This is a genomic window from Streptomyces sp. SS7, assembly GCF_037993025.1.
In the GTDB taxonomy this organism is placed as follows: domain Bacteria; phylum Actinomycetota; class Actinomycetes; order Streptomycetales; family Streptomycetaceae; genus Streptomyces.
On sequence record NZ_CP141223.1, the window covers coordinates 6,780,175 to 6,795,542 of the forward strand.

Genomic DNA, 15,368 nt, shown 5'->3' on the forward strand with positions numbered 1-15,368 from the left:
CTGTTCACAGTTCACAGGACCTCATGGGAAGGGCCCCGCCGCACGGCGGGGCCCGATCCGGTCCGTATCCGGTCTGCGCGGTCGATCCGGTCTACGAACCGGACTTGCGCTTGTTCCAGACGTCGAAGCCGACCGCGAGCAGCAGGGCGAGGCCCTTGATGACCTGCTGCCAGTCGGTGCCGACGCTCAGGAGGTTCATGCCGTTGTTCAGGACACCGAGGACGAGACCACCGATGATCGCGCCGAGGACGGTGCCGACACCGCCGCTCATCGACGCGCCGCCGATGAACGAGGAGGCGATGGCCTCGAGTTCGAAGCTCAGACCCGCCTTCGGCGAGGCCGCGTTCAGCCGGGCGGCGACCACCAGACCGGCCAGGGCCGCGAGCGCGCCCATGTTCAGGAAGACGAGGAAGGTGACCTTCTTGTCCTTGACGCCGGACAGCTTCGCCGCCGGCAGGTTGCCGCCGATCGCGTAGATGTGACGGCCGAAGACGGCGTTGCGCATGATGTAGCCGTAGCCGACCACCAGCGCGCCGAGGACGATCAGGATGATCGGCGCGCCCTTGTAGCTGGCGAGCAGCATCGTGACGGCGAGGATCGCGGCGGAGATGGCGACGAGCTTGAGCAGGAAGAGGTTCCTGGGCGCCACCTCGAGCGCGAACTCCTGCTGACGCTTGCGGTCGCGGACCTCCTGGAGGACCACGAAGCCCAGCAGGGCGAAGCCGAGCAGCAGCGTGAGGTTGTGGTAGTTCGTGTTCGGGCCGACCTCCGGCAGGAAGCCGTTGCCCATCTCCTGGAGGCCGTCCGGGAACGGGCCGAGGGTCTGGCCCTTCAGGAACATCTCCGTCAGACCACGGAAGATCAGCATGCCCGCGAGGGTGACGATGAAGGAGGGGATGCCGAGGTACGCGATCAGGTACCCCTGCACCGCGCCGGCCACCGCGCCGATGGCCAGGCACAGCACCAGCGCGAGCGGCCACGCCACTCCGTGCTGCACCGTCAGTACGGCCGCGAAGGCGCCGGTGAACGCCGTCACCGATCCGACGGACAGGTCGATGTGACCCGCGATGATCACCAGCATCATGCCGATCGCGAGGATCAGGATGTAGCTGTTCTGCAGGACCAGGTTGGAGACGTTGCGCGGCAGCAGCAGGTCGCCGCCGGTCCACACCTGGAACAGGACCACGAGCAGGCCGAGCGCGATCAGCATGCCGTACTGCCGCATGTTGCGGCGCAGGCCGTCCAGCATCAGCTGCAGCAGTCCGCCGCCGGTGGCCGAGCCCCCGCTCTTCCCGGGCGGGGCCGCCGCCGGGCTCTTGGTCACGTCCGTGCTCATCGCGTTACCTCTTTGTCCTTCGTCATCTGACGCATCAGCACTTCCTGCGTGGCCTCGGCCCGCGGGACCTCGCCCGTGAGCCGTCCGGCGGCCATGGTGTAGATGCGGTCGCACATGCCGAGCAGTTCGGGCAGCTCGGAGGAGATGAAGACGACCGCCTTGCCCTCGGCGGCCAGCTGGTCGATGACCGTGTAGATCTCGTACTTGGCGCCGACGTCGATGCCGCGCGTGGGCTCGTCCAGGATCAGCACGTCCGGACCCGCGAAGATCCACTTGCTGAGGACGACCTTCTGCTGGTTGCCGCCGGACAGCTTGCCCACCGGCTCGAAGACGGTCGGCGCCTTGATGTTCATCGTCTTGCGGTAGCCCTCGGAGACCTGCCGCTCCTCGTGCTCGTCGACGATGCCCCGTTTGGCCACCTTGCTCAGGGCCGTCAGCGAGATGTTGCGGTTGATGGTGTCGATGAGGTTGAGGCCGTAGTGCTTGCGGTCCTCGGTGACGTACGCGATGCCGTGGTCGACCGCCTCCGCGACGGTCCTGGTACGGATCTCCTTGCCGTCCTTGAGGACCGTGCCGCCCGAGTACCGGCCGTAGGTCCGCCCGAAGACGCTCATCGCAAGTTCGGTGCGGCCGGCGCCCATCAGGCCCGCGATGCCGACGATCTCCCCGCGCCGTACCTGGATCGACACGTCGTCGACGACCTTGCGCTGCTGGTCGATCGGGTGGTGCACGGTCCAGTTGCGGATCTCCAGGGCGGGAGCCGCGTCCACCTCCGCGTCGTGCGGGGTGCGCTCGGGGAAGCGGTGGTCGAGGTCGCGGCCGACCATGCCGCTGATGATCCGGTCCTCGGTCGTCTCCGCCGCCTTCACATCGAGCGTCTCGATGGTCTGGCCGTCGCGGATGATCGTCACCGAGTCGGCGACCTTGCGGATCTCGTTGAGCTTGTGGGAGATGATGATCGAGGTGATGCCCTGCTTCTTCAACTCCAGGATGAGATCGAGCAGTTTGTCGCTGTCCTCGTCGTTCAGCGCCGCGGTCGGTTCGTCGAGGATGAGCAGCTTCACCTTCTTCGACAGCGCCTTCGCGATCTCCACGAGCTGCTGCTTGCCCACGCCGATGTCGGCGACGCGGGTCTCCGGGTGGTCGTGCAGACCGACCCGGCGCAGCAGCTCCGTGGCGTGCCGCAGGGTCTCCCGCCAGTCGATGAACCCGCCCTTGGCGTGCTCGTTGCCGAGGAAGATGTTCTCCGCGAGGGAGAGGTACGGCGACAGCGCCAGTTCCTGGTGGATGATGACGATGCCGTGCTGCTCGCTCGCGCGGATGTCCTTGAAGTGGACGACCTCTCCCTCGAAGAGGATGTCGCCCTCGTAGGTGCCGTGCGGATGGACGCCGGAGAGCACCTTCATCAAGGTGGACTTCCCGGCGCCGTTCTCACCGCAGATGGCATGGACCTCGCCCTGACGGACGGTCAGTGAGACGTCCGACAGCGCTTTCACACCGGGAAAGGTCTTGACGATCGAGCGCATTTCCAGGACGGGTCCCGCCATGGTCGTGCCTTCCAATCCTTAAGGGCCGACGCTTACTTGAGCTGGTCCGCCGTGTAGTAGCCGCCCTCGACGAGCTCCTTCTCGTAGTTCGTCTTGTCGACGCTGACCGGCTGGAGCAGGTAGGCGGGGACGACCTTGGTGCCGTTGTCGTACGACTTGGTGTCGTTGATCTCGGGCTTCTTGCCGTTGAGGGAGGCGTCGACCATGTCGGTGGCGACCTGGGCGAGCTTGCGGAGGTCCTTGTAGACCGTCTGCGACTGCTCACCGGCGATGATCGACTTCACCGAGGCCAGCTCGGCGTCCTGGCCGGTGATGACCGGCAGCGGCTTGGCCTTGGTGCCGTAGCCGTCCGACTTCAGCGCGGCGATGATGCCGATCGAGATGCCGTCGTACGGCGAGAGCACCGCGTCGACCCGGCCCTTGGTGTACGACGAGGTGAGGTTGTCCTCCATGCGCTTCTGGGCGGTGGCACCGTCCCAGCGCAGGGTGGTGACCTGGGTGAGCGCGGTCTGGCCGGACTTGACCACCAGCTTCTTGCTGTCGATGTACGGCTGGAGCACGCTCATCGCGCCGTTGAAGAAGTACTTGGTGTTGTTGTCGTCGTTGGAGCCGGCGAACAGCTCGATGTTGAAGGGGCCCTTGCCGCTGGCCAGGCCGAGCTTGTCGACGATGTACTGGCCCTGGAGCTTGCCGACCTTCTCGTTGTCGAAGGACGCGTAGTAGTCGACGTTCTTCGTGCCGAGGATCAGACGGTCGTAGGAGATGACCGGGATCTTGGCGTCGGCGGCCTGCTGGAGCACGTTGTTCAGCGACTTGTTGTCGATCGCGGCCACGATCAGCGCCTTGACGCCCTGCGTGATCAGGTTCTCGATCTGGGAGACCTGCTGGTCGGGGTCGTCCTCGCCGAAGACCAGCTTGGTCTTGTAGCCCTTGGCCTGGAGGTCCTTCTCGACGTTGGCACCGTCGGTGATCCAGCGCTCCGAGGACTTGGTCGGCATCGCGATACCGATCGTGCCGCCCTTGGCGCTGCCCTTCTCCTCCTTGCTGCCACCCTCGCCGCTCTGGCCACAGGCGCTGAGCGTGAGGGCGAGGGAGGCGGCTCCGGCTATGGCGGCGAGTGCGGCTCTGCGGTTACGCATGATCATCATCCTTGATGTGTGGCAGGGCTCGGTCCCGCGGTGCGAGGGCGCCCTGGAGGGACGCCGTGAAAGGACCGAGAAGGAGGTGTGTGGGATTCTGCGCGCCTGTGTCGGCTTGTGTGAAGCGAGGTTTCCGGAACGTTATGACCGGGCGTCAAACCTGTTCAGTTCACCTGGCAGCCGGGAGCCCAGAGGGGCCATGTCGCCGTCCGCGCCGTGCCGCGCGAGCAGGTCGAGCGCGAGCCGGCCGCGCCGGACCCGCTCCCGTGCGGTGGACAGGGTCAGATCCCTCATGTGGTGGCCGTAAGGGTAGATCCCCGGGGCCTTGGACAGACCGAACTTCAGGTACAGAGGTGCGCCGCGCCGGATCAGCTCGGCCACTTCGTACATCCGGATGTACCCGCCGAGGTCGTCGGGTGCCTCGATGTACATGTCCATCGGGGCACCGGAGACCCGGCGGATCTCGGTCAGGTGGTCCAGCGTGAGGTCGCTGGGCACATTCACGGAGTCGGCGCCGAGCCGCTCGTACACGGCGTACGAGGCCGGGTTCACGGGGCCGATCAGTGCCGACACCTTCAGCGTGGTGTCGGCCGGGATGATGCCGGACGTACGGGCCCGGTGCAGCGTCCACAGCACGCCCTCGTCGGCGACGAGCAGGCACTTCACACCCAGCTCGGTCGCGCGGACGGCGTCCTCGACACAGCCGGCGACGGCGTCGTGACCGCGGGCGCGCAGACCCCCGCCGCGCGAGTCGGTCCGGGTGGAGCCGCCGATGTCCCAGGTGCCGCGCGGGCCGGTGAACAGGCAGAGCTCGATGTCACGCTCGTTCGTCGCGTCGACCATCTCGGTGATCTCGGCGTCGGACAGCATCCACACGCCGCTGCCCTGGCTGATGCGGTGGATCGGCACGTCGAGCCGCGAGGCCTCCTTCAGGATGACGGCCAGCGCCTCGGGGCCCTCGCACGAAGGGACCTCGGTGCGCCAGCGGCCGCCGCCCGGGAAGGAGTGGGGCGAGGCGTCGGCGGGGTCGAGGGCGGGCGCGCCCAGGCCGAGTGCGGCGAGCGCCTGCTCACCGGGTCGACGGGCTGCCGGGGCGGAAGCGTCGGTCACAAGATGTCCTTAGTGTTCGATATATCGGACAAGGTTCGCGGCTCAGGGTGCGGGTGGGTCTGGATGTACGCCGGTGCGGGGACCGTCAGGTCGCCCCCGCACCGGCGTACGACTCGAGGGGCGCGCTACGGCTTGAGCAGCACCTTGCCCACCTTCGGATCGCCGGATCCCACCAGCTCGATGGCCTCGGGGAACTCGGCCAGCGGCAGTTCGTGCGTGACCAGCGGCAGCGGGTCCAGCAGTCCGGCGCCGAACACCCTCACCGTGTGCGACCAGGCGTCCGGCGGCGCCCCGAAGACGGTGTGCACCTCCAGCTGCCGTACCACGAGATCCGTCGGGTCGAGACCGTCGGCGCCCGCGGCGGGAATGCCCGTGAGGACCAGACGTCCGCCCCTGCGGAGCAGTGCGGCGGCCGTCCGGGCAGCACTCGCGAACCCCGCGGTCTCGATCACGACGTCGAAGTCGTCGGGGAGCTCCTGGTCCTTGGTGCGGAAGTCGGTCGCCCCGAACCGCCGTGACAGCGTTTCCCTGTCGTCCCGGGTGCCCACGACCAGCAGTTCGGCCGGCGAGCCCGCCTTCAGGAACTGCACCGCGAACATGCCCAGCGTCCCGGTGCCCACCACGGCCACCTTCTCGCCGGGCAGCGCCCGTGCCTTGATGGCGGCGGCCGCGATGCACGCGGCCGGCTCCAGCAGGGCCGCGGCCGTGAGGTCGGCGTCCTCGGGCAGCGCGTGCAGCAGCCGCGCCGGGAGGGTCAGGGTGGTGGCCATCGCCCCGGGCTGGGTGAAGCCCGTCTCCTCGTACCCGTCCGTGCACAGCGTCGTCTCGCCCGCGTGGCAGCGGTCGCAGACCTGGCAGTTGCGGAAGCCCTCGCCCACCACCTTCCGGCCGACCAGGGAGGCGGGCACCCCGGCACCCACGGCCTGTACGGTCCCGGACCACTCGTGGCCGGGAGTGAGCGGGTAACGGACGTACCCCTCCGGCCGGTTGCCCTGGTACACCTCGCGGTCGCTGCCGCAGATGCCCACCGCGTGGACGCGTACCAGCGCCTCGCCCGGGCCCGGCTCACGCGGGGTGTGCGCGGTGAGCCGGTGCTCGCCGGGCGCCTCGATGACGACCTCGGTGCTCACTGGGTGCCCTTCGGCTTCCGCTGCTCCCAGCCCTCGGCCCACAGGTCGAAGCGGGCCTGCTGCTGCGGGAACTCGGCGGCGGCGTCCACGTCCAGCTCGACGCCGAGGCCGGGCTTGTCGGAGAGGTGGAAGTAGCCGTCGACCACCTCGGGCGCCCCCTTGACGACCTTCTTGATCTCCGCGTCGGCGAAGTCGTTGAAGTGTTCGAGGATCTTGAAGTTGGGGGAGGTGAAGCCGACCTGGAGGGACGCGGCGGTCAGCACCGGGCCGCCGACGTTGTGCGGGGCGACGAGCATGTAGTGCGTCTCGGCGGTCGCGGCCAGCTTCCGGGTCTCCCAGATGCCGCCGATGTGGCCGACGTCCGGCTGGATGATGTCCACGGCCTGGCTCTCGAAGAGCTCGCGGAACTCGATGCGGTCGTGGATGCGCTCACCGGTGGCGACCGGGATGTCGACCTTGGCGGCGACCTTCTCCAGCGCCTTCAGGTTCTCCGGCGGGCAGGGCTCCTCCAGCCACGCGGGCTTGAAGGGGGCCAGTTCTTTGGCCAGCCGCACGGCGGTGGAGGGGGAGAAGCGGCCGTGCATCTCCAGCATCAGCTCGGCGTCCGGCCCGATGGCGTCGCGCACGGCCTCGATCAGGGAGACGGCGTACAGGCTCTGCTCGTGGTCGAGCTCGAAGTGCCCGGTGCCGAAGGGGTCGATCTTGAGTGCCTTGTAGCCGCGCTCCATGACGCCCTGGGCGGCCTTGTGGTAGGCCTCCGGGGTGCGCTCGGTGGTGTACCAGCCGTTCGCGTACGCCTTGACCTTGTCGGTGACCTTGCCGCCGAGCAGCTGCCACACCGGGACGCCGAGGGCCTTGCCCTTGATGTCCCAGCAGGCCATCTCGACGACCGCGATGCCGGACATCACGATCTCGCCGGCGCGGCCGTAGTCGCCGTACTTCATCCGGCGGGTGAGGTCCTCGACAGCGAACGGGTCGGAGCCGAGAATGTGGTTCTGCTCGGCTTCTCTCAGGTAGCCGATCAGCGCGTCGGTGTGACCCAGCATGCGGGTCTCGCCGACACCCGTGATGCCCTCGTCGGTGTGCACCAGGACGTAGGTCAGGTTCCGCCACGGCGTCCCGACCACGTGCGTGCTGATTCCGGTGATGCGCACGGAAGTTACCCTTCGGCTGTTCGAGATTTCGTCACATGTTCGAAATGCTGGGCAGACAGTAAGGACGGGGCGAGGGGAGTGTCAATGGGTCGAACAGGTAACGGTTTGACGGTTTCGATGCCCGTTTCGTCATCCGAGGGTGTCGGAGGTGTGTGACAGGTCACCCGGGCCGCCGCACCGGTATGGCCGGTTTCCCACACAACTTTCACAGCCGGGCCCAGGAAGGTGACCGCAGGGGAGCCTAGTCTTCCCGCGTCATGGACTACTGCCACCCGTGCCGACGGCACCTCAACGGCGCCCTCACCTGCCCGGGATGCGGCGCCCCCGCTGTCCTGCCCCCCGCGTATCCCGAGGCCGGATTCGCTCCGCAGTCGTACGGCGATGACGGCGTCCGGGGTGAGTGGGGCGGGCGTGAGGGCGCCGACGCCGCGGGCGGGTGGGCCGGTCGCGAGGTCGACGGCGGTGCCGCGCGCCGGGGCGACCACGCCGGGCACGGGGTCTCTGGAGGCGACGACCGGGGCGTGGATGCCGGTCGCGCAGCCTATGGCGGCGCGCGGGATGACTGGGCCGGTCGCGAGGTGCGGGCCGGCGGTGAGGACCCGGCGGCTGACGGCTGGGGCGGGCGTACGGCCGATGACCGGCGTGAACGTGCGGCCGACGGCCGCAGCGGGCATGCGGCCGACGACCGGGACGGGCATGCGGTCGACGACCGGGACGGGCACGCGGTTGACGACCGGGGCGAGTACGCGGTTGACGACCGGGGCGAGTACGCGGTTGACGGGTCGGACGAGTACGTGGTCGGTGGGTCGGGTGAGCGCGCGGTCGCCGGCCCGGACGGGCGTGCGGTCGGTGGGCGGGGCGGTCGTCCCGGTTCCGGCGGGCCGGACGCGCGGGACGGTGACGACGGTGTGCCGCAGGGGCGCGGTGCACGTCGGCGCGGCCAGGGGCGGGACGGGCGCGAGGACGCGGCCGACGCCTCGGACGCGAGCCGGCGGGACCGCAAGGCGGCCGTCCACCGCAGACGCCGTAGGCGCACGGTCCTGATCACCGCCGGTTTCGTGCTGGCGGCGGGCGGGCTGAGCCTGGCCGAACTCGGCGTGGACGCGCCCGGGTTCTCCTCGAAGCCGAACCCGGCGGCGGCCGGCGGCGAGTCCTCCGAGGTGGACGACTCGGTGGCCGAACCGAGCGCGTCCGCGCAGCCGTTGGACGACCGCGAGGGCGCGGGCAAGGGACGGGCCTCGGCCTCCCCCAGCGCCTCCGCGTCCCCGTCGGCCTCGAAGTCCCCGGACGCCGAAGGCGCGAGCCGCACCCCGGACAGGGAAGCCCAGTCGGCGGCCGTCCCCGGTTCCTCCGGTGCCACCTCGGGCGGGAAGGCCCCCTCCGGCTCCACCCCGACCGCCGCCCCGACGGCCTCCGCTCCGTCCTCGCCCGCGCCCTCCCCCTCGGAGACCTGCACCCGTTTCCTGTGGTGGTGTTCCTAGAGCCGGGCCGGCCCCGCCGACACGCCCCTCGACCCCGGCCCGGCGACGCCCAGAATGGCTCAACTTAGCTGGTGTGAGCGGTCGTTGAGCAATCCTTGGACGAGTGTCCAAGCAACTCCACCCACCAGGCACGTTATTCAACCGTGACGACGTTCCGTTGCAGCCCTCTTGACCGCCATGAATTGTTAGCGCTCACAATGACGTCCGCATTCACCGGTCGGTGTCCAGCGTCAGTGTGGGAGATATGAGCGTCGTGCCCGAAGTGCCCCAACTTGCCAGTCGCGGCAGTGCTGTTGGGCGCACGGACAGCGCGGAGTGAAACCGGCCGCGCGGAAACCGCCGCCCCCGAACCAGGACCCGTCCACAGAGCACGTCACAGAAGACCGCCAAGGAGGTGCGACCGTGTCACCAGCGCAGCTGCGGCCGCCCACCATGGCCGACGTCGCCCGCCGGGCCGGCGTCTCCCACCAGACCGTCTCCCGCGTCCTCGGGGATCACCCCAACGTGCGGGAGGAGACCCGGGCCAGGGTGCTCCGTGTGATCGAGGAGATGGGCTACCGCCGTAACTCCTCGGCCCGGGCCCTGGCCACCCGCCGCACCCGGACGCTCGGCGTCATCGCCTCCGACACCACCCTGTACGGGCCGGCCAGCACCCTGTTCGCGCTGGAGGAGGCGGCGCGCGCCGAGGGCTACCTCGTCTCCACGGTCAGCCTGCGCGAACTGACCATGGCGACCCTCTCCGAGGCCCTGGACCACCTCAGCGACGGCGGGGTCGAGGGGGTGGTGGCGATCGCCCCCCAGCGGTCGGCGGTGGACGCCCTCGCCGAACTCCGCAGCCCGTTCCCGGTGGTGGTCGTGGGCAGCGGTCAGGGCATCGACATCCCCAGTGTCGGCGTGGACCAGCGGCTGGGGGCCCGCCTGGCCACCCGGCACCTGCTGGCCGCCGGCCACCGCAGGGTCTGGCATCTCGCCGGACCCGAGGACTGGCTGGAGGCGGCCGACCGGGCCGCCGGCTGGCGGGCCACCCTGGAGGCGGCGGACATCGAACCGCCCCTGCTGCTGCGCGGCGACTGGAGCCCGCTGTCGGGCTACCGCGCCGGGCAGGAGCTGGCCGGCTGGGTGGGCCGGGGGCTGACCGCCGTCTTCGTCGCCAACGACCAGATGGCGCTGGGGGTGCTGCGGGCGCTGCGCGAGGCCGGGGTGCGGACCCCGCAGGACGTCGCGGTGGTCGGCTTCGACGACATCCCGGAGTCGGAGTTCTTCGCGCCGCCCCTGACCACCGTCCGGCAGGACTTCTCGGCGGTCGGGAAGCAGGGCATCGCGCTGCTCCTGGAGATGATCGAGGGCCGGCCCCCCGCCACCCCGTCCCCGATCGCGATCGAGCCCCAACTCGTCGTGCGCGCAAGTACCTTCCCGTACGCCGCCCAACCCGAAGGCGTGCCCCACTGACGGATCCGTAGGCCGCACTGCCCCGCAGTATGGCCGAAATACCGAACGATGATCGACAGGCTGGACGCAGTGCGGCCGGTCCCCGAGTACCAGCAGGTCCGTCCCCGGGCCGGCTCTTCAAAGGAGAAGAACATGCTCAGCAGAAGGAACTTCCTCACCGCGGCGGTCGGCGTGGCGGCGGCGGGCGGCCTGGCGGCCTGCGCGAAGAAGGACGACAGCTCTTCCGGCTCGTCCTCCGGGGGCAGCAAGACGATCACGCTCGGCTTCTCCCAGGTCGGCGCGGAGAGCGGCTGGCGCAGCGCCAACACCACCTCGGTGAAGGACGCGGCCAAGGAGGCCGGCTACACCCTGAAGTTCTCCGACGCGCAGCAGAAGCAGGAGAACCAGATCTCCGCGATCCGCAGCTACATCGCCCAGAAGGTCGACGTCATCGCCTTCTCGCCGGTGGTCGTCACCGGCTGGGACGCCGTCCTCAAGGAGGCCAAGGCCGCGAAGATCCCGGTGGTCCTCACCGACCGCTCGGTGGAGACCTCGGACGACTCGCTCTACGTCACCCTGGTCGGCTCCGACTTCACCGACGAGGGCCGCCGCGCCGCCAAGATGCTGGCGACGGTCGTCGAGAAGGCCGGCCTCAAGGGCACGGTGAAGATCGCCCAGCTGGAGGGCACCACCGGTGCCGCCCCCGCCATCGAGCGCGCCAAGGGCTTCAAGGAGGTCATGGACGCCGAGCACAAGGACTGGAAGATCGTCGCCAGCCAGACCGGTGACTTCACCCGCGCCGGCGGCAAGCAGGTCATGGCGGCCTTCCTGCAGTCCAACCCCGACATCAACGTCCTCTTCGCGCACAACGACGACATGGCCATCGGTGCCATCCAGTCCATCGAGGCAGCCGGCAAGAAGCCCGGCAAGGACATCCTGATCGTCTCGATCGACGGCGTGAAGGACGGCTTCGTGGCCATGTCCGAGGGCAAGATCAACGGCATCGTCGAGTGCAACCCGCTGCTCGGCCCCCAGCTGATGGAGGTCGTGAAGCAGGTTCACGAGGGCCAGAAGGTCGAGCGCTGGATCAAGACCAAGGAAGGCGACTTCCTCCAGGACCAGGCCAAGGCCGCGCTCCCGAACCGCAAGTACTGACCCACGGCACCCACCGGCGGGGAGCCCGCGGCCGACCGAGCGCCATCGGTCCCGGGGCTCCCTGCGGGTCTGAACCAATCTCACGAGGAGCGCTGCCATGGCAGAGCCGCGGCCCGTCCTGGAAATGGCGGGCATAGTCAAGGAGTTCCCGGGGGTACGGGCTCTGTCGGACGTCGACTTCCGGCTCTTCCCCGGCGAGATCCACGCCCTGATGGGCGAGAACGGCGCGGGCAAGTCCACCCTGATCAAGGTGCTCACGGGGGTCTACTCCCTGGACGGCGGCACCATCACGCTGGACGGCGAGTCCGTGCGGTTCGCCAGCCCGTTGCAGGCCCAGCAGGCCGGCATCAGCACCGTCTACCAGGAGGTCAACCTCTGCCCCAACCTGTCGGTGGCGGAGAACATCTTCATCGGCCGGGAACCGACCCGCATGGGCCGCATCCAGTGGAAGCGGCTTCGCCAGGAGGCGGCCCGGCTGGTGGACCGGCTCGGCCTCGACATCGACGTCACCGCCCCGCTGTCCTCGTACCCCCTGGCGGTGCAGCAACTGGTGGCGATCGTACGGTCGTTGGGGATCGGCGACGCGGACGGCGAAGGGAGCGGCGGCGGGCCGGGCACCAAGGTGCTCATCCTCGACGAGCCGACCTCCAGCCTCGACCGCGACGAGGTCCTGCAACTCTTCGCCCTGATGCGGCGGCTGAAGGACGAGGGCGTGGCGATCCTGTTCGTCTCGCACTTCCTCGACCAGATCTACGAGGTCTGCGACCGGATGACGGTCCTGCGCAACGGCACCCTCGTCGGCGAGCACCTGGTGAGCGACCTCGACCAGGTCGGCCTCGTCCAGCTGATGCTCGGCAAGGCCATGGGCCAGCTGGAGGAACTGCACGAGCACCAGCTGCGCTCCGACGCGGGCGAGACCCTGCTGAAGGCGGACGGAGTCGGCCGCACCGGCAGCATCGCCCCCTTCGACCTGGAGATCGACAAGGGCGAGGTGATCGGCCTCGCCGGCCTGCTCGGCTCGGGCCGCACCGAACTCGCCCGGCTGCTCTTCGGCGCCGACCACCCCGACAGCGGCACGGTCACCGTCGACGGCAAGCAGGTCTCGCTCAGCGCCCCGAACGGCGCGATCGGCGCCGGGGTCGCCTTCTGCTCCGAGAACCGCAAGACCGAGGGGCTGGTGCCCGACCTCACGGTCCGGGAGAACATCATCCTGGCCCTCCAGGCCGCCCGCGGCTGGACCCGGCCCGTCCCGGCCGCCCAGCGGGACGAGCTGGTCGCCAAGTACATCAAGGCCCTCGACATCCGCCCCGCCAACCCCGAGGCGAGGGTCGGCCAGCTCAGCGGCGGCAACCAGCAGAAGGTGCTGCTGGCCCGCTGGCTGATCACCCAGCCCAAGCTGCTGATCCTCGACGAGCCCACCCGCGGCATCGACATCGGCGCCAAGGCCGAGATCCAGAAACTCGTCGTCTCGCTCTCCGAGGACGGCATGTCCGTGCTGTACATCGCCGCCGAGCTGGAGGAGGTGCTCCGGCTCAGCCACACCATCGGAGTGCTGCGCGACCGACGGCTGGTGGCGCGGATCACCAACGGGCCCGAGATCACCACCAGCAAGATCCTCGAGACCATCGCGAGCGGAGAACACCAGTGACCACCACCTCCCGCTGGCGAGCACTGACGCACCACCAGCTCTTCTGGCCGGTCGCGGTCCTGATCCTCCTGCTGCTCGTCAACGTCCCGTTCACCCCCGACTTCTTCTCGATCAAGATGACGGACGGCCACCTCTACGGCAGCCTCGTCTCGATCGTGCTGTTCGGATCGCCCCTCATCCTGGTCGCGGTCGGCATGACCCTGGTCATCGCCACGGGCGGCATCGACCTCTCCGTCGGCGCCGTCGTCGCCATCACCGGTGCGCTGACCTGCTCCTACATCAGCGACCAGGCCGACCAGGGCGCCCTGTCCGGGGTGCTGCTCGCGATGGGCCTGGGGCTTCTCGCCGCGGTCGTCTGCGGCCTGTGGAACGGCTTCCTGGTCGCCCGGATGGGCATCCAGCCGATCATCGCCACGCTGATCATCATGGTGGCCGGACGCGGTGTCGCCCAGTTCATCACCGACGGCCAGATCATCACGATCAACAGCGAGCCGTACAAGCTGATCGGCGGCGGCTACTGGCTGACGCTGCCCTTCTCCATCTTCGTCGTCGCCGTGGTCGTGGCCGTCACCGTGGCGCTGACCCGCCGTACCGCCCTCGGCCTGCTCGTCGAGTCGGTCGGCGGCAACGCCGAGGCCAGCCGGCTGGTCGGCATCAGGTCCAGCCGCATCAAGATCATGGTGTACGTGTTCTGCGCCCTGTGCGCCGGCATCGCGGGCCTGATGATCAGCTCCAACACCTCCGCCGCGGACGGCAACAACGCCGGCCTGTGGATCGAGCTCGACGCGATCCTCGCCGTGGTGATCGGCGGCACCTCGCTGCTCGGCGGCCGGTTCTCCATCGGCGGCACGGTCGTCGGCGCCCTGGTCATCCAGACCCTGACCACCACGATCTACACCATCGGCGTCCCCACCCAGACCAACCTGGTCTTCAAGGCCGCCGTCGTCATCGTCGTCTGTCTGCTCCAGTCCCCGAAGTTCCGCGCCAAGGTCTTCGGCGCGAAGTTCGGCGCGAGGTTCGGTGCCAAGGGCGGCGACCGGCCGGCCGTCGCCCCGGCCGACCCCGCCTCGCCCGCCGACGCCGCTCCCAAGATGGAGGTGTCGTGATGACCACGACCACCCAGAGCCCCCAGGCCGCCCCGGACAGCGGTACGCCGTCCAGGGCCGCGCGGCTGCTCGCCGACCGGCGCCTGCCCGTCGCGGCCACGGCCCTGCTGTTCCTCGCCATGTACGGCGTGGGCCTGAGCCGCTACCAGTTCTACGGGTTCGCCGAACCGCAGGTCTTCCTGAACCTGTTCATCGACAACGGCTACCTCCTGGTGGCCGCGGTCGGCGTCACCTTCGTCATCCTGTCCGGCGGCATCGACCTCTCGGTCGGCTCGATGATCGGCTTCACCACGATGTTCACCGCCTGGCTGGTGGAGCGCCAGGGGCTGCCGCTCGCCCTCGTGATCCCGCTGGCCCTCGCCGTCGGCGCGTTCGGCGGCTTCCTGATGGGCTACGTGATCCACAACTTCGAGATCCAGCCCTTCATCGTGACCCTCGCCGGCCTCTTCCTCTTCCGCGGCCTGTGCCTGGTCATCAGCAAGGAGTCGATCTCCATCAGCGACTCCGGGGTCAGCAGCATGGCCCAGGCGCAGGTCTCCCTCGGCATGGGCTTCCTCTCGATCGGCGCGGTCGTCTCGCTGGTCGTCCTCGCCGTCGCCTTCTACGTCCTGCACTACACCCGCTTCGGGCGCCGGGTGTACGCCATCGGCGGCAACGAGCAGTCGGCCCTGCTGATGGGTCTCCCGCAGGGCGGCACCAAGATCGCGGTGTACACGGTGAGCGGCTTCTGCTCGGCGCTCGCCGGACTCCTGTTCACCCTGTACATCCAGTCCGGCGACCCCCTGCACGCGACCGGCATGGAACTCGACGCGATCGCCGCGGTCGTCATCGGCGGCACCCTGCTGACCGGCGGTTCCGGCTATGTCCTGGGCACCCTGTTCGGCGTCCTCGTCCTCGGCCTGATCAAGAGCCTGATCCAGTTCGAGGGCACCCTCAGTTCCTGGTGGACCAAGATCGCCACGGGTGTGCTGCTCTGTGCGTTCATCCTGATCCAGCGCTTCATGACGACCCGTAAGAAAGCCTGACCCGCGGGGCCGGCAGCAGAACGGCGAAGGTCCGGCGCACGGCACCCGTGCGCCGGACCTTCGCCGTTGCCGGGGAACCGGGCTTTGGACCCCGGCGTGCAGAACGGCA

12 protein-coding genes are annotated in these 15,368 nt (G+C 69.2%); 6 read left to right on the top strand and 6 right to left on the bottom strand.

The window, feature by feature from the left end; translation table 11 throughout:
- Positions 1–91: 91 nt before the first annotated feature.
- The 6 genes from mmsB to U5640_RS31200 form a co-directional block, all read right to left on the bottom strand.
- On the bottom strand, positions 92–1,336 hold the full coding sequence (mmsB, locus tag U5640_RS31175; RefSeq protein ID WP_340379933.1) for a multiple monosaccharide ABC transporter permease: 1,245 nt from the start codon (positions 1,334–1,336) through the stop codon (positions 92–94).
- Positions 1,333–2,883, bottom strand: a complete 1,551-nt coding sequence (gene mmsA, locus U5640_RS31180; RefSeq protein ID WP_340379935.1) for a multiple monosaccharide ABC transporter ATP-binding protein — start codon at positions 2,881–2,883, stop codon at positions 1,333–1,335. The genes mmsB and mmsA overlap by 4 nt, the downstream gene beginning before the upstream one ends.
- Before the next feature lie 32 nt (positions 2,884–2,915).
- Entirely contained in the window at positions 2,916–4,022 is a 1,107-nt protein-coding gene (gene chvE, locus U5640_RS31185) for a multiple monosaccharide ABC transporter substrate-binding protein (RefSeq protein ID WP_340379937.1), read from the bottom strand.
- Positions 4,023–4,163: 141 nt separating this feature from the next.
- On the bottom strand, positions 4,164–5,132 hold the full coding sequence (locus U5640_RS31190) for a hypothetical protein (RefSeq protein WP_340379939.1): 969 nt from the start codon (positions 5,130–5,132) through the stop codon (positions 4,164–4,166).
- A gap of 125 nt (positions 5,133–5,257) precedes the next feature.
- Entirely contained in the window at positions 5,258–6,262 is a 1,005-nt protein-coding gene (locus U5640_RS31195; RefSeq protein ID WP_340379941.1) for an alcohol dehydrogenase catalytic domain-containing protein, read from the bottom strand.
- The gene (locus U5640_RS31200) at positions 6,259–7,416 is read right to left on the bottom strand and encodes a mandelate racemase/muconate lactonizing enzyme family protein (RefSeq protein ID WP_340379943.1); all 1,158 of its coding nucleotides are present in this window, start codon (positions 7,414–7,416) and stop codon (positions 6,259–6,261) included. The genes U5640_RS31195 and U5640_RS31200 overlap by 4 nt, the downstream gene beginning before the upstream one ends.
- Before the next feature lie 257 nt (positions 7,417–7,673).
- On the opposite strand from U5640_RS31200, the gene U5640_RS31205 reads away from it, so the two are divergent.
- From U5640_RS31205 to yjfF, 6 genes are all read left to right on the top strand, one after another.
- Entirely contained in the window at positions 7,674–8,897 is a 1,224-nt protein-coding gene (locus U5640_RS31205) for a hypothetical protein (RefSeq protein ID WP_340379945.1), read from the top strand.
- A 402-nt stretch (positions 8,898–9,299) separates the two neighbouring features.
- On the top strand, positions 9,300–10,346 hold the full coding sequence (locus tag U5640_RS31210) for a LacI family DNA-binding transcriptional regulator (RefSeq protein ID WP_340379947.1): 1,047 nt from the start codon (positions 9,300–9,302) through the stop codon (positions 10,344–10,346).
- A gap of 132 nt (positions 10,347–10,478) precedes the next feature.
- Positions 10,479–11,480, top strand: coding sequence for an ABC transporter substrate-binding protein (locus U5640_RS31215; protein ID WP_340379949.1), 1,002 nt, complete (start codon positions 10,479–10,481; stop codon positions 11,478–11,480).
- A gap of 97 nt (positions 11,481–11,577) precedes the next feature.
- A complete protein-coding gene (locus U5640_RS31220) occupies positions 11,578–13,128 on the top strand; it encodes a sugar ABC transporter ATP-binding protein (protein ID WP_340379951.1) in 1,551 nt (516 codons plus the stop codon).
- Entirely contained in the window at positions 13,125–14,234 is a 1,110-nt protein-coding gene (locus tag U5640_RS31225) for an ABC transporter permease (RefSeq protein WP_340379953.1), read from the top strand. The genes U5640_RS31220 and U5640_RS31225 overlap by 4 nt, the downstream gene beginning before the upstream one ends.
- Positions 14,234–15,259: a galactofuranose ABC transporter, permease protein YjfF gene (gene yjfF / locus U5640_RS31230; RefSeq protein ID WP_340379955.1), complete on the top strand. Its 1,026-nt coding sequence runs from the start codon at positions 14,234–14,236 to the stop codon at positions 15,257–15,259. The genes U5640_RS31225 and yjfF overlap by 1 nt, the downstream gene beginning before the upstream one ends.
- Positions 15,260–15,368: the final 109 nt, after the last annotated feature.